Source organism: Bacilliculturomica massiliensis, assembly GCF_900605495.1.
Lineage (GTDB): Bacteria > Bacillota > Clostridia > Peptostreptococcales > Anaerovoracaceae > Bacilliculturomica > Bacilliculturomica massiliensis.
On the sequence record NZ_LR027598.1, the window covers coordinates 123,887 to 143,307 of the forward strand.

The 19,421-nt window shown below is 54.9% G+C and carries 16 protein-coding genes, 2 pseudogenes and 1 riboswitch; of the genes and pseudogenes, 14 read left to right on the forward strand and 4 right to left on the reverse strand.

The genetic code is table 11. From position 1 onward, the window contains the following. Nucleotides 1-7: 7 nt before the first annotated feature. The gene (gene thiC, locus E0E37_RS02270; protein ID WP_130861355.1) at nt 8-1,315 is read right to left on the reverse strand and encodes a phosphomethylpyrimidine synthase ThiC; all 1,308 of its coding nucleotides are present in this window, start codon (nt 1,313-1,315) and stop codon (nt 8-10) included. 104 nt (nt 1,316-1,419) lie between these two features. After that, nucleotides 1,420-1,528: riboswitch (TPP riboswitch) on the reverse strand. A gap of 369 nt (nt 1,529-1,897) precedes the next feature. Here thiC and cysK point away from each other — a divergent pair. Together cysK and E0E37_RS02280 are read left to right on the forward strand one after the other, a co-directional pair. Next, nucleotides 1,898-2,827 carry a cysteine synthase A gene (gene cysK / locus E0E37_RS02275; RefSeq protein WP_130861356.1) on the forward strand — a complete coding sequence of 310 codons (930 nt, stop codon included), beginning with the start codon at nt 1,898-1,900 and terminating at the stop codon, nt 2,825-2,827. A gap of 203 nt (nt 2,828-3,030) precedes the next feature. Further along, nucleotides 3,031-4,065, forward strand: coding sequence for an acyltransferase family protein (locus tag E0E37_RS02280; RefSeq protein ID WP_130861357.1), 1,035 nt, complete (start codon nt 3,031-3,033; stop codon nt 4,063-4,065). A gap of 116 nt (nt 4,066-4,181) precedes the next feature. Here the strand turns inward: E0E37_RS02280 and E0E37_RS19200 are convergent, their stop codons facing one another. The 3 genes and pseudogenes from E0E37_RS19200 to E0E37_RS02290 form a co-directional block, all read right to left on the reverse strand. Continuing rightward, nucleotides 4,182-4,640, reverse strand: a complete 459-nt coding sequence (locus tag E0E37_RS19200) for a sensor histidine kinase (RefSeq protein ID WP_165445165.1) — start codon at nt 4,638-4,640, stop codon at nt 4,182-4,184. A gap of 119 nt (nt 4,641-4,759) precedes the next feature. Beyond that, nucleotides 4,760-5,629: pseudogene (locus tag E0E37_RS19205) on the reverse strand (histidine kinase dimerization/phospho-acceptor domain-containing protein); the annotation flags it as partial. A gap of 100 nt (nt 5,630-5,729) precedes the next feature. Continuing rightward, entirely contained in the window at nt 5,730-6,404 is a 675-nt protein-coding gene (locus tag E0E37_RS02290; protein ID WP_130861359.1) for a response regulator transcription factor, read from the reverse strand. 299 nt (nt 6,405-6,703) lie between these two features. Here E0E37_RS02290 and E0E37_RS02295 point away from each other — a divergent pair, with 299 nt between their 5' ends. The 12 genes and pseudogenes from E0E37_RS02295 (at nt 6,704) to E0E37_RS02345 (ending at nt 19,255) form a co-directional block, all read left to right on the forward strand. Continuing rightward, nucleotides 6,704-7,177, forward strand: a complete 474-nt coding sequence (locus E0E37_RS02295) for a CarD family transcriptional regulator (protein WP_130861360.1) — start codon at nt 6,704-6,706, stop codon at nt 7,175-7,177. Nucleotides 7,178-7,377: 200 nt separating this feature from the next. After that, nucleotides 7,378-8,487 (forward strand): PIN/TRAM domain-containing protein, encoded by a 1,110-nt coding sequence (locus E0E37_RS02300; protein WP_130861361.1) that lies wholly within the window; start codon nt 7,378-7,380, stop codon nt 8,485-8,487. A gap of 69 nt (nt 8,488-8,556) precedes the next feature. Then, a pseudogene (gene ispD / locus E0E37_RS19150) lies at nt 8,557-9,258 on the forward strand (2-C-methyl-D-erythritol 4-phosphate cytidylyltransferase); the annotation flags it as partial. Between the two features lie 90 nt (nt 9,259-9,348). After that, the gene (gene ispF / locus E0E37_RS19155; RefSeq protein WP_246019611.1) at nt 9,349-9,861 is read left to right on the forward strand and encodes a 2-C-methyl-D-erythritol 2,4-cyclodiphosphate synthase; all 513 of its coding nucleotides are present in this window, start codon (nt 9,349-9,351) and stop codon (nt 9,859-9,861) included. Nucleotides 9,862-9,953: 92 nt separating this feature from the next. After that, nucleotides 9,954-11,678, forward strand: coding sequence for a proline--tRNA ligase (locus E0E37_RS02310; RefSeq protein WP_130861363.1), 1,725 nt, complete (start codon nt 9,954-9,956; stop codon nt 11,676-11,678). An 82-nt stretch (nt 11,679-11,760) separates the two neighbouring features. Continuing rightward, complete coding sequence (locus E0E37_RS02315) at nt 11,761-12,240, forward strand: NUDIX domain-containing protein (RefSeq protein ID WP_130861364.1); 480 nt, start codon at nt 11,761-11,763, stop codon at nt 12,238-12,240. Nucleotides 12,241-12,270: 30 nt separating this feature from the next. Then, the gene (locus E0E37_RS02320; RefSeq protein ID WP_130861365.1) at nt 12,271-12,759 is read left to right on the forward strand and encodes a peptidylprolyl isomerase; all 489 of its coding nucleotides are present in this window, start codon (nt 12,271-12,273) and stop codon (nt 12,757-12,759) included. Between the two features lie 641 nt (nt 12,760-13,400). Beyond that, on the forward strand, nt 13,401-14,984 hold the full coding sequence (locus E0E37_RS02325) for a M23 family metallopeptidase (protein ID WP_130861366.1): 1,584 nt from the start codon (nt 13,401-13,403) through the stop codon (nt 14,982-14,984). A gap of 163 nt (nt 14,985-15,147) precedes the next feature. Then, the gene (gene cysE / locus E0E37_RS02330) at nt 15,148-15,801 is read left to right on the forward strand and encodes a serine O-acetyltransferase (RefSeq protein ID WP_130861367.1); all 654 of its coding nucleotides are present in this window, start codon (nt 15,148-15,150) and stop codon (nt 15,799-15,801) included. 2 nt (nt 15,802-15,803) lie between these two features. Then, entirely contained in the window at nt 15,804-17,204 is a 1,401-nt protein-coding gene (gene cysS, locus E0E37_RS02335; protein ID WP_130861368.1) for a cysteine--tRNA ligase, read from the forward strand. A 94-nt stretch (nt 17,205-17,298) separates the two neighbouring features. Beyond that, the gene (locus E0E37_RS02340) at nt 17,299-18,516 is read left to right on the forward strand and encodes an AI-2E family transporter (RefSeq protein ID WP_130861369.1); all 1,218 of its coding nucleotides are present in this window, start codon (nt 17,299-17,301) and stop codon (nt 18,514-18,516) included. Between the two features lie 391 nt (nt 18,517-18,907). Next, the gene (locus E0E37_RS02345) at nt 18,908-19,255 is read left to right on the forward strand and encodes a hypothetical protein (protein WP_165445161.1); all 348 of its coding nucleotides are present in this window, start codon (nt 18,908-18,910) and stop codon (nt 19,253-19,255) included. Nucleotides 19,256-19,421: the final 166 nt, after the last annotated feature.

Consider the following 19,421-nt stretch of genomic DNA (forward strand, 5'->3'; position numbering starts at 1 on the left):
TGAATTTTTATTCGTCGAATATGGAGACGATCTCTCCGTCCAGAATGCGGTTCATATTGCGCACAGCGCAGAAATTGCCGCACATGGAGCAGGTGTCGTCTTTCTCCGGCACGGAGGAAGCCCGGTAGGCTCTCGCTTTTTCCGGATCCATGGCCAGACGGAACATGGACTCCCAGTCAAGAGACTTTCTGGCCAGACTCATCTGTCTGTCCCATTCCGCAGCCTGGGGCACGCCCTTGGCGATATCCGCCGCGTGAGCGGCGATCCTGGCGGCGATGATGCCTTCCTTCACGTCGTCCACGTCGGGAAGACGGAGATGCTCGGCGGGCGTTACATAACAGAGAAAGGCCGCTCCGGCGGCGGCTGCAGCCGCGCCGCCGATGGCGGAGGTGATGTGGTCGTAGCCCGGAGCCACGTCGGTGACGATGGGGCCCAGCACGTAGAAGGGAGCGCCGTGGCACAGCGTCTTCTGGATCTCCATGTTGGCCGCGATCTGGTTCAGCGGCATGTGGCCCGGTCCTTCCACCATGATCTGGACGTCCTTTTCCCAGGCCCGTTTGGTGAGCTCGCCCAGCGTGATCAGCTCCGCGATCTGGGAGGCGTCGGTAGCGTCGGCCAGACACCCGGGACGGCAGCCGTCCCCCAGGCTGAGGGTAACGTCGTATTCCCGGCAGATATCCAGGATCTGATCGTAGCATTCAAAGAAGGGATTTTCTTTGCCCGTCATTTCCATCCAGGCGAAAATAATGGAACCGCCCCGGGAGACGATGTTGGTCAGGCGTTTGGCAGATTTGAATCTGGCCGCGTTTTCGCGGTTGATGCCGCAGTGGATCGTCATAAAATCCACGCCGTCCTCCGCGTGCATGCGGACGATGTGGATCCACTCCTCCGTGGTGATCTGCGCCAGCGGCTTGTGATAATACACCACGGCGTCGTAGATGGGAACCGTGCCGATGATGGCGGGGCAGTTGCCGGTCAGGTATCTGCGGAAGACGCGGGTGTCCCCGTAGGAACTGAGGTCCATAATGGCTTCCGCGCCCAGTTCCACGGCCCGCCGGACCTTTTCGTATTCCATTTCAAGATCGGTGAGATCCCGGGAGGTGCCCAGATTGACGTTGATCTTGGTTTTGAGCATGGAGCCGAGACCGCTGGGGGAGAGGGCGCTGTGGAGCCGGTTTGCTGGGATGATCACTTTCCCTTCGGCCATATAGTTCATCAGCTCGCTTTCGGAAAGTTTTTCTTTTTGCGCTACGGCCCGCATTTCTTCTGTGAGGATGCCTTTGCGGGCGGCTTCCATCTGTGTTGCGTACTTCATTTGTCATTCCTCTTTCCTCCGGTGAAACCCGATCTGTTCCTGAAGCGCCCGGCCTTTCCAGCGCATAAAAAAACGGAAAAGGCCGATGTTGGCATTTTCCGTAAAAGACAAGCGACAATCTTCTTCCTACGTTGGCATTACCCACATCAGGTTAAAGGGTCGAAGTTTGATTACTTCCTCTCAGCCCGCCTGCGAGCTCCCCCGGATTTTTTTCTGTATTGTATCATCGCCGATTCCGTTTGTCAACGGTATGGGACGGAAAAAACTCCGGCTCCGCCCCGCCGGCGCATCTCTGCTTTCGCGCCCCCTGCCGCCACAATGCGCGATGCACGGAAGACGCCGATCTGGGTGCATCTCTGCTCCCGCTCCCCTGCCGCACCCCGCTGGAGGCAGGGATGGGAAAATTTAAAACGGGACGGCGGAGGGAAAAGTGTTGACTTGGGAAAGAAATTGGGTATAATAAAACATATAAATCTAGTATGTTTAATATGTTTTGAGTTTTGGAATGAAACAGAGCGCCGGACCCGCCTGCGGGCGAAGTCTCCGGCGCGGCGGCCCGGTGCTGCGGAAAGGAAGAGACACATGAAAATATATAAGAATCTGCCGGAGCTGATCGGCAAAACACCGCTGATGGAACTGTCCAATTATGAGGAGAATCACGGTCTGCAGGCGTCCATCGCCGCAAAGCTGGAGTATTTCAATCCGGCGGGGAGCGCCAAGGACCGCATCGGAAAGGCCATGATCGAGGACGCGGAGGCCAGGGGGCTGCTCTCGAAAGGCTCCGTCATCGTCGAGCCGACCAGTGGAAATACGGGGATCGGTCTGGCGGCGGTGGCCGCGTCCAGAGGGTACAGGGTCATCCTGACCATGCCGGAGACCATGAGTGTGGAACGGCGGAATCTGCTGAAGGCTTACGGTGCGGAGATCGTTCTTACCGACGGGGCCAAGGGAATGAACGGCGCCATAGCCAGGGCGGAGGAACTGGCCGCGGAGATCCCCGGCGCCGTCATTCCGGGACAGTTCGTCAATCCGGCCAACCCTGCGGCGCACAGAGCGTCCACCGGTCCGGAGATCTGGGAGGACACGGACGGAAAGGTCGATATCTTTGTGGCGGGCGTGGGCACCGGCGGAACGCTGTCCGGCGTCGGATCTTATCTGAAGGAGAAAAATCCCCAGGTGAAGATCGTGGCGGTGGAGCCAGCGGCAAGCCCTGTTCTCTCCGGAGGACAGGCAGGTCCTCACGGCATTCAGGGCATCGGCGCGGGTTTTGTGCCGGATACGCTGGACACGAACGTCTACGATGAGATCATTTTGGTGGAAAATGACGACGCCTATGAGACAGGCAGAGAGATCGCGCGCACTGAGGGCCTGCTGGTGGGTATTTCCGCCGGGGCGGCGGTCTGGGCGGCCGCTGAGCTGGCCAGGAGACCTGAGAACAAAGGAAAACTCATTGTGGCGCTGCTGCCTGATACGGGAGAACGCTATCTGTCCACGCCTATGTTCGCGGAGTAGGCCGGGCAGGAACGCCTGAAATTTCGGCATTCAGGCATTAATGACAAAAAATTATACTGAAAAGCGTCCGAAACACTAGAAAAAACTTCCGGCATTGTATATAATACAGCCGGAAGTTTTGCTGTGCCGTCTCAGGGCGGATCCTGCCGGGATCCCAGGACGCGGCGCGCAGACAGAAGAAGCTGCAGAAGGAGTTAATGAGAATGACCAAACAGAGAAGTTTTCTCTACGATACACTGCGGGGGCTGCTCATATGGAGCATCCCCATCTCGCATTTTACCAGAGTGGGCGGCCACTTTGCCAGCGCATCGCTGTCAGGGGTGGTGTACATTACGATCAATGTATTTGTCATGCAGGCTTTCGTTTTTCTGTCCGGATTTTTCTCTAAGAAGCCGGACCGGGCCAGACAGTCGGCGTTCAAGACGTTTATGCTGCCATATCTGGTGTTTACGCCGATCTTTTACCTGTTTCGGTACGCGTATTTCGGTAAGGCGCATCTGAACTTTCTGCTGCCGCCTTTCGCCCTGTGGTTCCTGTTTTCCGTGTTTTTCTACCGGTTCTTTCTGAAGGATCTGGTGAAGATACCGCACATACTGGCCATCAGTTTTGCCGTCTACATATTTGCGGGGCAGATCCCGTATTTCAGCGATTTTCTGGCGCTGGGGCGGACCGTTTCCTATTTCCCGTTTTTCATGCTGGGGTATTACTGCACCACAGAACAGGTGGAAAAGATACAGCGGATGAAAAAATGGCAGTGCGCGCTGCTGGGAACGGCCCTGACAGCGGTCTCCTGCTGGCTGGCCTTTGGGGTAAAGGCACCGGTAGGATTCTACCTGCTCAAAGGTCCGGCGTCGGAGCTGGGGATGGCCTGGTACACAGACATTCTGCTTCGCGTGCTGATCATTTTTCTGGCCTGCGGCTGGATGGCGTTTCTGTTTGCCGTGCTGCCCAAGACAGACAATTACCTGACTTATGTGGGCAGGACCACCATGCCTGTCTATATTTTTCACCTTTTCGTGCGATACGTGGTGAAGGTGCATGGACTGCCGGACCTGAACCAGCCCGTCTATTACGCCTGCCTGTTCGGCTTCGCGTCCCTGTGCGTGATCGTGTTCTCAAGCCCGCCGGTAGCCAGAGTTTACGACGGGTTTATGGAGCTGTGCTACAGACCCTGCGAGGCGGCGAAGAACGCTGTCGTAAAACTGCTGGGGAAAGAGGACCGGCCGCCGCAGGAGTGAGTTTTTTGCCCGAACTGATCGGGCCGCCGTATCAAAAAGGACCCTGCTGCCGAATCTTCGGCAGCAAGGTCCTTTTTGATAGCATAGGAAATATGGTCCGTTGATATTTCTGTACGTTACATCGGAAGTTCAAACCAGAAGGTACTGCCCTGGCCGACGACGCTCTCTACGCCGAATCTGGCGTGGTGCAGCGTGAGGATCTCCTTCACGATGGACAGACCCAGCCCGGATCCCCCGGACACGGCGCGGGTGCCCGTGCGGCTGACTTTATAGTAGCGGTCCCAGATGTGCTCCAGCTCCTCGGAGGGGATGCCGGGTCCCTTGTCGGAGACGCTGACGCGCACAGCTGAAGGAGATCCCCCTTTTGCGCCGGCGCCGGGCCCCGCCGCCGCTGCCGCCGGTCCGGAACCGGGACGGAGGGGCTCCAGAGTCCGGAACCGGGACGGAGGGGCTCCAGAGTCACGGTGATGTCGCGCCCGTCCTCGCCGTAGCGGACTGCATTGTTGAGCAGATTGGAGATCACCTGCTTGAGCCGGTTTTCGTCGCCCTCCACCATGACGGTTTCCTCCTGACACAGGAGACGGAAGCGGTAACCGTCCTGCTCTTCCAGGATCGCATAGGTGTTCAGAAGGGAGGAGACGCTTTCCTTCAGATCGAAGCGGGAGACCTGCATGGTCTCCACTCCCGACTGCATTTTGGACAGAAGAAGCAGATCGTTGACAAGAAGGTTCAGCCGGTCGGCCTCGTCGATGATCACCTGCAGGTGGGCGTTTCGCTTCTGAGGGTTGTCGCCGGAGAGATCCCGGATCATCTCGGCGTAGGATTTTACCATGGTCAGCGGCGTGCGCAGATCGTGGGACACGTTGGCGATCAGATCCTTCTGCAGGTCGTCGGCTTTGGCCAGTTCCGCCGCCGTGTAGGTCAGAGTGCTGGCCAGGTCCTGGATCTCGGAGTAATGACCGCCGTCGAAGGTGACGCTGTACTCGCCCACGGCAAGTTTGCCGGCCTTTCTGGTGATGGCAAAAATAGGCCGCGTCACCCGGCCGGAGATCCACAGGGACAGCACGCAGGCCAGGAACAGGGAGGCCGCCGTCACGATGATGAGCTGGCTGGCCAGTATATTAATAGTAGACTCCACCGGCGTCAGGGGCGTGGAAATGCACAGCACCGCGTTGGGGCGGTATTCGCTCTCGATATTCAGGCCGTAGTTCATACGGTCGTTTTTTGTGATGATCGGTATGGAACCGGAGGGGCTCTCCGTGACCATCTGAGCCACGATGCCCATGAAATCCATGGCTTCTGGGAATTTTTTGAAAGCCGAGCTGGAGCCCATGTCGGGGGTGATCAGAAAAGAGGAACTGCCGTCGCTTATCTGAAAAAAGATCCACATATCGTTTTTGTAGGCTGTCGTTGAGATCTCGATGATCAGGTCGTCCAGATCAAAATCCTCGCTCTGACTGTAATCGGTGCTGAGAGCATGGGCGATGCGCAGGATCTCCTTTTTTTTCATGTTTTGGTAATAGGGCTGGAGAAAGATGGTCTGGAGCAGCCAGAGGGCGGCCATCAGACAGACGGCAAACAGGAAAAAATAAGCCCACAATTTAAAACGCAGACTGTTTGTGTCAAAATTTCTTATTTTTGTCCTGCAGTTGTCCAGCGCTTGTCTAAGCTTCAAATTTGTAGCCTACTCCCCGAAGGGTTACGATATGGTCCCGGTATTTGCCCAGATTGTTCCGCAGGTTCTTGATGTGGGTGTCAATGGTGCGGTCGTCTCCGAAGAAATCATAGCCCCAGATGTCGCGCAGGAGCTTGTCCCGGGACAGCGCCAGGTTTCTGTTCTGGACCAGATAGAAGAGCAGTTCGTACTCTTTCGGGGTCAGATCCACGCGCTCTCCGTCGATGGTGACGGTGCGGGCGGGAATGTTGATGACGAGACCCTCGAAGACCAGCTGGTCCTGAGACTCGCTGGATTCCGGAACTCTGGCGCGGGCCAGCACAGCGTTGATCCGGGCCATGAGCTCTTTGGGGGAGAATGGTTTGACTACGTAATCGTCCACCCCCAGCTCAAAGCCGAAGAGTTTGTCGTACTCCTCGCCTCTGGCAGAGAGCATGATGACGGGGATGTCTTTTATTTTTTTGATCTCCTTGCAGGCGGAAAAACCGTCCAGCCTGGGCATCATAATATCCATGATGATGAGATCAAAGGAATGCAGCCGGCACAGGGATACCGCCTCCATGCCGTCGGCGGCTTCCATCACTTCGTAGCCGTTGAACTCGGCGTATTCTTTGATGACCTCGCGGATCTTCGCTTCATCATCCACTATTAAAAGTCTGGCCATAGCAGGTCTCCTTTCGAAAATTTAAATCTGATTTTGTCTCTGATTGAAATAATTGACCGGCAAGCCGATGTATTTTGGTAAGAATTACGGCCCGGCCGCGTTTTATGCCGACAAATTTATAGGTTTTTACCGTTTAGCTTGATTATACATTAGAATCCTTTGTATGTGTGAACACTGAGTGATTTTTTTATAAAATATTTGTGTTGACAGAATTTTTGCTTTATGGTAGACTAAAAAATTGTTTTCTTGACAGAGACTCGTCCCCTGTTCTATAATGGAAATAGACTGGGGGAATGAGAATGTTTACAATAGGCGATAGGATCGTTTACCCGATGCATGGTGCCGGCGTAATCGAAAAAATTGAGGACAGGAAGATACTGGGCGAGACCAGACGCTATTACGTTCTGAAGATACCCTGCGGAGACATGGAAGTGATGATCCCCACAGACAATTCCGGACAGATAGGCATACGGTCTGTAGTATCGGAGGAGCACCTGACGCAGGTGCTGGACATGATGGAAGAAGGATCCTCCGTCATGCCGAACAACTGGAACCGGCGGTTCCGGGAGAATATGGATAAACTGAAGACCGGAGAAATTGAAAACGTAGCCGAGGTGGTGAGGAACCTCATGCGGGTGGACAGAGAAAAGAAGCTGTCCACGGGAGAGAAGAAGATGCTGGCCAACGCCAGACAGATACTCATCAGCGAAATCATCATGGTGAAAAACGTAGACCAGGAGACGGCCAGCGATATGATAAGCGCGGCTGTTTAAAGGATATACCGGCAACGATCAAATGACTGAGGCCTTTATGGTTCCCAGTCATTGATATATTCCGGGACAGACCGGGCTGCGGGTGGGTTGCCGCAGCAGTGAAGGAAGTTTTTTTCGGCTGAAGATTTTTCGGATCTGAAGACAATTTTCAGCCGATATAAAACTTTTAAATAACTTTAGAAAGGAGGTGAAGAATACCAATGTTTATGAAACTTTTCCGCGCGGTTTTCGCACTGTGCGGGTTATTGTTCGGATATGGAGTGGCGTCTTTTCTTCAATCGGCGAAACTGTTCTCTTATCTGGGAGACGAGATCGTTCTGACGAGCGTACAGGAAAATATCATCAATGTTGTACTCTCGCTTATTTTTGGACTTATATTTTATAAAATCACGCCGCTGATCCGCAGACATGGTGTGGAAGTTGCAAAAAACATTGAGTCCGATCTGCAGAAGGTGCCGGCCAACGAGATCTTGTCCGGCGGACTGGGCATGATCGCCGGACTGATCGTGGCTTTTTTTGTAAGCCAGATCATCTACGGCCTGAGCATCCCATTTGTGCATACCTATTATCTGGATACGATCCTGTCGATCCTGATCTATCTGTTCTGCGCCTATCTGGGCATGACGATCATGCAGAAGAAGGGACGGGACGTGCAGTCTCAGTGGCTTCTGGCCCGGCGGGAAAAGCCGGCCAAGGGAAAAGCCAAAGGAGCCACGCCGAAGATCCTGGATACCAGCGTCATCATCGACGGACGCATTGCGGATATCATGAAGACCGGCTTTATCGAGGGCGATATCGTGATCCCCGAATTCGTTCTGGTGGAACTGCGGCATATCGCCGATTCCTCGGACAGCCTTAAGAGAAACCGCGGGCGCAGAGGACTGGATATCCTGAACCGGATCCAGACAGATTACGGGATAGAGATCTACAACACCGACGCTGAAAAAGCGCTGGAGGAGATCCCGGAAGTGGATGTAAAACTGCTGAAACTGGCGCAGATCATGAACGGCAAAGTCGTGACCAACGATTTTAACCTGAACAAGGTGGCCATGATCAAAGGCGTGGAGGTACTGAACATCAACGAACTGGCCAACACGCTGAAACCGGTGGTCCTGCCCGGCGAGGAGATGCAGCTCTTCCTGGTGAAGGAAGGCAAGGAGAACAATCAGGCGGTGGCCTATCTGGACGACGGAACGATGATCGTGGTGGAAGACGGCAAACGCTTTATCGGAAAGACTATCGACGTGACCGTGACCAGCGTGCTGCAGACCTCAGCCGGCCGCATGATCTTCGCAAAGCCGAAACGATAGGGAGCTTTTCCGGTCGGTACGGCGGGACGGCGCCTGAGGGCGCGTATCTGTAGAAAAAGGTTGCTGTTTATGTATCAAAATAAAAAGATCGGCGTTATTATTGCCGCCGCCGGATCCGGTTCACGGATGGGCGGCGGCATTTCAAAACAGTTCAGAAAAATCGACGGTATGCCGGTGCTCTCCATGGCTTTGGCCGCCTTTGAAGATCACCCCTGGATCGATGAGATCACAGTGGTGACCAGGGCGGACAGTCTGGATCTCTGCCGGCGGGAAATGATAGCCCCCTATGGATTTCGCAAGGTGAACCGCATCGTTGAAGGCGGAGAGCAGAGGCAGGATTCCGTATACAGGGGGCTGCTTGCGTTGCCGGAGGACACGGCGCTGGTGCTGGTCCACGACGGAGCGCGTCCTTTCGTCAGCCGCCGGATCATATCCGATTCAGTGGAGGCCGCCTTTTGCCGTGGCGCGGCGGTGGCCGCCGTTCCTGTGAAGGATACCATAAAGACAGCGGAACACGTCTCTGAAGGAGAAAGCGGCGGCCCGGAGGATTCTTATTTTACCGGCACTCCCGACCGCGGAAAGCTGTATGCAGTGCAGACGCCCCAGGCTTTTTCCGTCCCCATCCTGAGAGAGGCGCTGGAACGGGCTTTTGAAGAAAAATTTTATGGCACGGATGACAGTGTTTTGGTTGAAAGACTGGGCAAAACAGTGTATCTTGTAAAGGGTGAGTACGAAAATATAAAGATCACCACGGCCGGGGATATGGAGACCGGCGCGGCTATCGCCAGAGGCATGAAACGCGCCGCCGGACCGGAGAAGACAGAAAGAGCGGAGGAAATTGCTGTGAAAGAGACGCTGACTCTGCGGGTGGGGACGGGTTTTGACGTTCACCGCCTTCAGGAGGGTAGAAAGCTCATATTGGGCGGCGTGGAGATCCCGTGGGAAAAGGGCCTTCTGGGCCATTCCGACGCGGATGTTTTGATCCACGCGGTCATGGACGCGCTTCTGGGCGCTGCAGCGCTGGGAGATATCGGACAGCATTTTCCGGACACCGACCAGGCTTACCGGGGCATATCCAGTCTGGAGCTGCTGAAACGCGTGGGGGAACTTCTGCGCGGGAAAGGGTACGGTGCAGGCAATATCGACGCTGTTGTGATCGCGCAGCAGCCGAAGATAGCGCCGTTTATCCCGTCCATGAGAGAAAAGATCGCCGGCGCGCTGGCGGTCAGTCCGGAACAGGTCAGCGTAAAGGCCACCACCACGGAAGGTCTGGGGTTCTGCGGACAGGGCGAGGGGATCGCTGCGCAGGCAGCGGCCACTGTCGTGCCGTCTGCCGCGCTGTATTCAGACCGGCAGGCCGGCGGGGACCGTTAACAGAACATACAGCGCCGGTCGCAAAAGACTGGTCTTAAAAGAGAATCAGCAGGCGGGAAGCCGCCTGTCACAGATAAAGGAGTGTTAGCGCTATGAGACTTTCAAAAATGCACATGAAAACTCTTCGGGAGGTACCCGCCGAGGCGGAGATACCCAGTCATATTCTGCTGCTGCGGGCGGGGATGATCCGCAAGCTGGTGTCCGGAGTATACGGCTTTATGCCCATGGGATACCGCAGTCTTCGCAAGATCGAGCAGATCGTCAGAGAAGAGATGGACGCCAAAGGCGGTCAGGAGATCCTGATGTCGGCCATTCAGCCGGCGGAGCTCTGGCAGGAGTCGGGCAGATGGTCCGTGTTCGGACCGGAGATGTTCCGGCTGCAGGACCGCAACGCCAGAGATTTCTGCCTGGGTCCCACTCACGAGGAGATCTTTACGGACATCGTGAGGAATGAGGTGGACTCTTACCGTCAGCTGCCCCTCAACCTCTACCAGATCCAGACGAAGTACCGCGACGAAAAGCGGCCCCGTTTCGGGCTCATGAGAAGCCGCGAATTCATCATGAAGGACGCTTATTCCTTCGATCGGGACTGGGAAGGTCTGGACAAGAGCTACCAGGACATGTACGACGCCTATACGAAAATATTTGAACGCTGCGGCCTGACCTTCCGGGCGGTGGAGGCGGACACGGGAGCGATGGGAGGAAATAATTCCCATGAGTTCTGCGCTCTGTCCGAGGTGGGAGAGAGCGAGATCGCTTACTGTTCCCAGTGCGACATGGCGGCCACCACGGAGCGGGCGGCCTGTGTGGATGAGAAGGCGCCGGCGGAAGCGGAGCTGCCGCTGGAGACGGTATACACGCCGGGGACCAAGACGATCGAGGATGTGGCCAACTTCCTGAAGCTGGACAAGAAAAAGACCATCAAGGCTCTGCTGTTCGCCGTAAGCGATCAGGATTACGATTATGTGGCGGCTTTCGTGCGCGGAGACCGCGAACTGAATATGACGAAGCTGATAAACGCGCTGGGCTTGGCGGAGCATCAGATCGAATTTGCCGACGAGACAGCCATGCACGAGCAGACGGGCTGCGTGGGCGGCTTTACCGGGCCTGTGGGTCTGCACGACTGCAAGATGGTGGTAGACTCGGAGCTGGTGGAGGCGAAGAACATGTGCGCCGGCGCCTGCAAAGAAGATCATCACATGATCAATGTGAACTACGGCCGGGATTATAAAGGCGATCTGGTGCTGGATCTCAAGCTGATCAAGGAAGGGGATCCCTGTCCGGTATGCGGCGCGCCGGTGAAGATGGCGAGGGGCATCGAAGTGGGCCAGGTGTTCAAGCTGGGCACGAAGTACAGCCAGGCCATGGGCGCGTATTACAAAGATGAAAACATGCAGGATCAGGTATTGGTGATGGGCTGCTACGGCGTGGGCGTGAGCCGTACGCTGGCCGCTGTAGTGGAACAGCATCACGACGACAAAGGAATTATCTGGCCCATCTCTGTGGCTCCCTACCACGTGATCATCACGCTGGTCAACGGAAACGACGAGGGGCAGAAAGATCTGGCTGAGGAGATCTACGGAGAACTGCAGGCGGCGGGAGTAGAGGTGCTGCTGGACGACAGAAAAGAGCGTCCCGGCGTCAAGTTCAACGACGCGGACCTGCTGGGCATCCCCATCCGCATCACTGTGGGCAAGAAGGCCGGGGACCGGGTGGTGGAATTCAAGCTGCGCAGCGAGAGTCAGTCTGTGGATATGAACGCGACCACGGCGGTGGAAGAGGCCGTGGTGATGGTAAATACGCACCGTCACGGTTAAAGGCCGGGGACGGCGGAGCCTTCGCGGGCCGCGGAGGCTTTGACAGCCGTGATTTCCATGACCGTGCAGGGAGGTGGATCGTATGTGGTTTGGCGGAGTGCGAGTGATCGCTGTCGATGAAGAGAACAGAGTGCTCATGGTGAAGCAGCACCACGAGGACCGCGATATCTGGATGCTGCCTGGAGGCGGGATCGAGGAGGGCGAAAACGCCAGGGAGGCGGCCGCACGTGAGGTCCTGGAGGAGACGGGCCTCAGCGTGGAGGTCGGTCCCATGCTGTGGCATGTGGAGGAGGTCTCGGAGACGAGAGGGCAACGCTTTGTCAACTTCTTTTTTGCCCGCGCGGCGGGAGGGGAGCCGGAACTGGGGCGGGATCCCGAGTTCGACGCAGCGCATCAGGTACTGCGGGAAGTGCGGTTTCTCAGCGCGGAGGCCATCGCAGCCCTTCCGCACGTCTATCCCGAATTTTTGAGGACCGAACTGCCGGCTGTGCTGGAAAACTCTGCACAGGGCGGAATGTACGACGCTTTTCGGGTCCGGGAGCGGAGACCGGAACAAGCGTAGAGAAAAGACGCATGATAAAAGGAGAAAAACATGAGAAAAATAGTTACGATCGAGATGGAAAACGGCGATATGATGAAAGCGGAGCTTTATCCCGAGATCGCGCCCAAGACCGTGGAGAATTTTGAAAAACTGGTGAAGGAAGGATTCTACGACGGAACCATCTTCCACAGAGTCATCCCCGGATTCATGATCCAGGGCGGCGATCCCACAGGAACGGGAATGGGCGGACCGGGCCATACGATCGAAGGCGAGTTTGCGGCCAACGGATTTAAAAATGATCTGAAGCACACGGCGGGCGTGCTCTCCATGGCCAGGGCCATGGATCCTAATTCCGCCGGTTCTCAGTTCTTCGTCATGGTGGAGGACGCTCCCCATCTGGACGGTCAGTACGCGGCCTTTGGAAAGCTCATCGAGGGACTGGAGACAGCTCAGAAGATCGTAAATGTCAGAAGGGACATGCGGGACAAGCCGAAGGAAGAGCAGAAAATGGTGAGAGTCACCATCGAGGAAGTAGAGTAAGAGACAGTATCCAGCTTTATCTTTAATTGTCAGCCAATGAGTTTGTGGTGAAATGCGCCTGGGATCCAGGCGCATTTCGTTGTTTGGGCGAAGGCAAGCTGTTTTAGAGGGCGTTCCGCGGTTCCTGGCCCGCTGGTGTGCCGCCGAAGCCCATTGCGTTCAGAAGCCCTGCCCCCTTGCCGCAGCGTTCTGCCTGACGGTACAATTTCGCCTTAACAGGGGCATATGGCTGATTATAATTTATTTAACATATATAAGAAATTGCTGGATGGACGATCCAATTCTGAAAATTTAGAATCGGAGACAAAACTTGGATTAAAAATGTTGGAATTTCAACGTTTGTGTGTGTCGGGGCTATGTGATGACTCTGTGAAGTTTCAGGCAAAAACCCCCGGTTGACTTGACTTTTTTGTAATAATACTGTAACATTTGTACTGTCGGGTGCATAAGATCACATGAGAGAGAAGGATTCCGCGGCCTGGGATGCGCCGTGAAAACGGCGAAAATGCTGCGGAGCAACATGTGACAGTGTGCTTATGAAACGGGATTTAAGGAGATTAAGATAAAAAAAGGAGCGTGTCGGCTCCGAAGAAAGGTGGGATGAAACAGAATAAGTTGCAACATGTACCAGGAGAGGAAAAATGAACTTGAAAGCGAATTTTAACAAAGATGAAATTTCAAAAGCATTTAATAGGATAAAGGACAAGCTTCCCGCAATGGGCGTCAATGTGATGAACGACGAGAAGCTGTTCGGTCAGAAAGCAAACTTAAGAAACGCAATCCACACATTTTTGGAAAGAGAAAAGGCCATCTGGGCCGAACTGGGCTACGCGGAGACCTTTGCCCGCGGCGTGGACGCCTGGGACCGCATGAACACGAGACGGATCTTCGCGGCGGGAGGGGCGCTTCTGGCCGTAGGTATGATCGCGTTTACCGTCCACGTGGCGACTCAGCCCAACGCGTTTTCGCTGGAGATCAACGGCGTGCCCGTAGGGTACGTGGAAGCTCCCGAGATCGTGGATCAGGCGGTAGCTGATCTGAAGCTGGAGCTGCTGGCATCCGAGGGCGTCAGCAACGTGGTGATAGGCGAAGATGTCATCGCCTGCACGGCCACCAGAGAGAAAAAGCTGAACCTTCTGGACGAGGAAGAGATCCAGGAAGCCGTACTGGAAGCCGACGTGTGTCAGCTGGACGCCTGGGCTGTGACCGTCAACGGAGAGAGGATCGTTGCCGCGGCCACGCAGGAAGCGGCGGATCAGATACTGGCCGATGTGGCGGACAGCTACAAGTCAGAGGGCTCTGAGATCATCAGCTTCGGTTATAAAGAAGACGTGGAAGTGGAACCCTGCACGGTGGGCGTGGGAGAGATCATGCCGTCGGAGCAGGCTGTGACTTTCATCCTGACCGGTTCCGAGGAGCCGCAGACCTACACGGTCGTCGAGGGAGACACGCTGTGGGATATCGCCTTTGCCAACGGTATGAAGCCCGCTGAGCTGGTAGCGGCAAATCCGGATTTCGAGCCGGATAAGCTGAAGATCGGCCAGGTACTGAATCTGGTGGCAGTTAAGCCCTATCTCACCGTGACGATGACAGAAAAACTGACGGCCAAGGAAGCGATCCCCTTTGAAACGATCTATGAAGACAAAAGTACGCTGACCAGAGGGAAGACGGAAGTCAAGACGGCCGGTGTGAACGGCCAGAAAGAAGTGGTCTCTCAGGTGGTGAAGGAAAACGGCAAAGTGGTTGCCAGTACCGTGCTCAACGAGACCGTGATCTCCGAGCCGGTAGCGCAGGTGGCTTACCGCGGGACCAAGTCGGTTGTTCTGACAGCCAGCGCCAGAGGGTCCGGCGTGCTGGGAAATCCTCTGTCGTCGATCGTTCCTTCTCAGAACGGCGGTATGTACGGAGCCAGCAGAGGCGGAAGACGCCATGTGGGAGTGGACCTTCGTTCCTCCAAGGGCGCGCCGATCTACGCGGCTGACAGCGGCACAGTCACGAAGGTGAGCAGCAACGGAAGCTATGGTAAGCTGATCGTCATCAGCCATGGAAACGGGCTGACCACAAAGTACGCGCACTGCAATTCCATCGGCGTGTCTGTGGGACAGAAGGTCCAGAAGGGCGAGCAGATCGGAACAGTGGGCAATACAGGCAACGCTACAGGCTACATCCTCCATTTCGAGGTGCTTGTAAATGGAACCAATGTGAACCCGCTGAATTATCTCTAAAATCCAGAAAAAACTTTATAAAGAATAGAAAATGGTATATAATTTAGAGCGAGTATTCGACGAATACTCGCTCTGCTTGTTTTTCAGGGACTTTCGGCGGGCGCTGCGCGGCGGACGAAGGGGAGAAAAACAGGGGGATCCATATCCATATGCGGAGGCTGATATGGCGTTTTTTAGAGAAGTAAATGAAGATATAAAGGCGGTGCTCAACCGGGACCCTGCAGCCAGAAACGGCTTTGAGGTCCTTTTGTGCTACCCGGGGATCTGGGCTCTGATCCTGCACCGGCCGGCAAACTGGCTGCACCGCCATCATATGAAGCTCCTGGGGCGCATGCTGTCTCAGCTGGTGCGTTTTCTCACCGGCATCGAGATCCACCCGGGCGCGGCCATCGGCAGACGATGTTTTATCGACCACGGCATGGCTGTGGTCGTAGGAGAAACCACTGAGATCGGCGACGACGTCACGATCTATCAGGGTGTAACTCTCGGCGGAACGGGTAAAGATACAGGGAAGAGGCATCCGACCATCGGGAACAATGTGGTCATCAGTTCCGGAGCGAAGGTGCTGGGGCCATTCAAGGTGGGTGACAACTCCAAGATCGGAGCGGGTTCCGTGGTGCTCAAAGAAGTTCCTCCCAACTGTACGGTGGTCGGCATACCGGGCGCCATCGTGAAGCGGGGCGGAAAGAAGCAGGCGGAACAGGATCTGAATCAGGTGGACCTGCCGGATCCAGTGGCCGTGGAACTGGAATGTCTGCGCCGCCGGATCGTAATGATGGAAAATAAAATAAGAGAGCTGGAGAAAAGGAGCGTGTGATTATGAAGATTTACAATACATTGACGCGGAAAAAAGAAGACTTTGTGCCGATCGATGAAAATGAGATCAGGATCTACGTGTGCGGACCCACGGTGTATAACTTTTTCCATATCGGAAATGCCAGACCTTTCGTGGTGTTCGACACGCTGAGAAAATATCTGGAGTACCGCGGAAAGAACGTGAAATTCGTTCAGAATTTTACCGACGTGGACGACAAGATCATCAATAAGGCCCGGGAGGAAGGCGTCTCCGCCGGAGAGATCAGCGAGAAGTACATCGAAGAATACTTCAGGGACGCGCAGGCGCTCAACGTAAAGAAGGCCACCGTGCACCCCAGGGTGACGGAGAATATGAATGAGATCATCGCGTTTGTGCAGGACCTCATCGACAAGGGCTACGCCTATGAGGCGGAGGGCGATGTGTACTACAGCACCAGAAAATTTGCGGAGTACGGCAAACTTTCCGGGCAGAATATCGAGGATCTGGAATCGGGAGCCAGGATCGAAGTGGGTGAAAAGAAACAGGACCCGCTGGATTTTGCGCTGTGGAAAGCCAGAAAGACAGATGATGAGATCGCATGGGAATCCCCCTGGGGCATGGGCCGGCCGGGCTGGCACATCGAGTGCTCCGTGATGTCCACCAAGTATCTGGGGGAGACCATAGACATTCACGCGGGAGGGCAGGATCTCACATTCCCTCATCATGAAAACGAGATCGCACAGACAGAGGCCCATTCGGGAAAACCCTTTGCAAATTACTGGATGCACAACGGGTACATCACCATCGACAATGAGAAAATGTCGAAGTCCAAAGGCAATTTCTTTACCGTACGGGACATTCTGCAGAACTATGACGGCGAGGTCATGCGCTTTTTCCTGCTCTCCGGGCATTACAGAAGCCCAATCAATTTCAGCCGGGAGCTGATGGAGCAGGCGAAGAACGGTCTTGCCCGCATGCGCAACGCCAAGCTGCATCTGGAGCACCTGATCAGCACAGGCAGCGAGGGAATGACGGAACGTGAGACGGCGGCGTTTGCGGAATTGGGCAAATACCGGGATAAATTCATCGAGTGCATGGAGGACGATCTGAATACGGCCGACGCGATCAGCGCAGTGTTTGAGCTGATCCGCGATATCAACACGGACACGAAGGACGGAGGCTCGAAAGAGTTTGCTGAGAAATGCCTGGGACTGCTGGACGAACTGACCGCCGTTCTGGGGCTGCTGAGGAATGATGATTCCGCAGGAGAGCTGGACGACGAGATCCGGAAGCTGGTCGACGAGCGCCAGGAAGCCCGCAAGGCCAAAAATTTTGCAAGAGCGGACGAGATCAGGGATCTGCTTGCGGCGAAGGGGATCACGCTGAAAGATACCCCCCAGGGCGTACAGATCATCCGGGAATAAAAGGAGCGCCGCGGCAGGAAGGGGCGGTTCCGGTCACACGGAACCGCCGTCTGAGCGGCTTCTGCGTTATGGCTGATAAATAAAAGAGGATGAGATGCTGAAAGGTAAATGGGATTCGAAGTACGTCAACTGGGGAATAACGGCGCTCTGTGTGATCTGCGCCGCTATTTTGTTTTTCTTCCTGCTGCTGAAGCTCGATCTGGTGTTTCAGACCGTCAGGATGATACTGGGCATCGCCGCTCCGATCATTTACGGGCTGGTGCTCTGTTATATTCTGCGCCCGGTGTACAATCGCATTGAGAGGCGTTTTGTCAGTGTGCCGGAAGGGGCGGGGCCTGTGCCGCCCGGCGTCAAAAAGTTTGCCCGGGCGGTGAGCACGGTCATGACGCTGGCTTTACTGCTGATCGTCATCTTTACACTTGTGGAACTGATCCTTCCCCAGCTGCTGACCACCATCTACAGCATCGTGGACAGCATGCCGGACAATCTGAAGCATTTCAGCGAGTGGCTTTCCCGGCTGTTCGAGGACCATCCGGAGTGGGAAAAACCCGTAATGAATGTGGTGACGGAGATCACGACTAAGCTGGGGACCTGGGCGGAGACGGAAATGATCCCGCAGATCTCATCCATCGTGACCAACGTTTCTCTGGGGGTCATCGGCTTTTTCACGGCGCTGCTGGACGTGGTGGTGGGGCTCATCGTCTGCGTCTATGTGCTCAACAGCAAGGAAAAATTCTGCGCCCAGTCCAGAAAACTGTGCTTTGCATTTCTTCCCGGCAGCTATGCCCGCAAGATCCTTCGAGCCGTGCGGTTTGTGGACAAGGTGTTCAGCGGTTTCATCAACGGAAAGCTGCTGGATTCGCTCATCATCGGCATTATCTGCTTTGTGTGTCTGCGGCTCATGGGGATGCCCTATGTCATGCTGATCAGCGTGATCGTGGGCGTGACGAATATCATTCCCTTCTTCGGCCCGTTTATCGGGGCGATCCCGTCGGCGGTGCTGATCCTGCTGGTCAGTCCCATGCAGTGTCTCTATTTCATTTTGTTTATTCTGATCCTGCAGCAGGTGGACGGGAACATTATCGGACCGAAGATCCTGGGAGATTCCACGGGACTCTCCAGCTTCTGGGTCATCTTTGCTATCCTCCTGTTCGGCGGACTGTTCGGCTTTCCCGGCATGGTGCTGGGGGTACCCACCTTCGCGGTGTTCTACCACTTTGTAAAGTACATGGCGGAGAAATTCCTGCGGGATAAGGGGCTGCCTCCCGACACCGACGACTACACAGATCCGGGATTTCCGGCAAAGAACTGATGAAAACGGCAGGACGGTCACGGGCCGTCCCGCTTTTTAATAACATAGGAAATATCGTCCGCATATATTTCCGTGTGTTTCAAAAAAATTCACCTTGTGAAAGTGAGCCCGCAGGGCGAATATGTTTCCAAAGGAAACTTTTTTATTATGCTGGAAATGTGGCGAAGGTAAGCGTGAGTCCTCGGCGCATTATGCAGCAAATATGGGGAAAGTAAGCGTGAGTCCTCAGCGCGAATCATATTTCCGCGTGAGCCCTCAGCGCGAATCATATTTCCGAAGGAACCTCATTTCTGTGAAGATGATATTGTGAAGCTTCATGACTCCAGTATCAAAAAACACTGAAAAACACGGCGGCACGGCGGCCCACGGAGGCACGGCGGCACGGGGACCAATGCCAGTAACTATTCTGATGCGCGGCCGGACAGCTCCTGAAAGCAGAAATATGGGTGGGGTAATGGCCGCGGACGGCCCAGCTACTGCGGATGGCCCGGAGGCCGCGGACGGCCTAGCGACCGGGGAGACTCAGCGACTGTGGAGACCCAGCGACCGCGGAGACCCAGCGGCTGCGGATGGCCCAAAAGGAAAAAATGTGGATCGTTTCCTGGACTTTTTCTTTTTGCAGCGAAAAAGAGCTCAAAAACGAAAAAGAAATGGAATGAACGTTCTTTTTTATAAAAATATGGAAGATATTTTTTCTTATTTACTACTAATTGCGTTCAAAAAGAAAAAAGCGACATAAATCGACAAGATAAACGATTGAAATGCCTGCTATATCCGCTGTTTTTTTCTATTTGGGGTGTAAATAGAGGGCAAAAAGAAAAAATGGATCCTCTGATGTTTTCGATCAACGATCGATCTGCATTGCGAAGGAAACATCGCGAAAGGATATTGACGAAACAATAAGC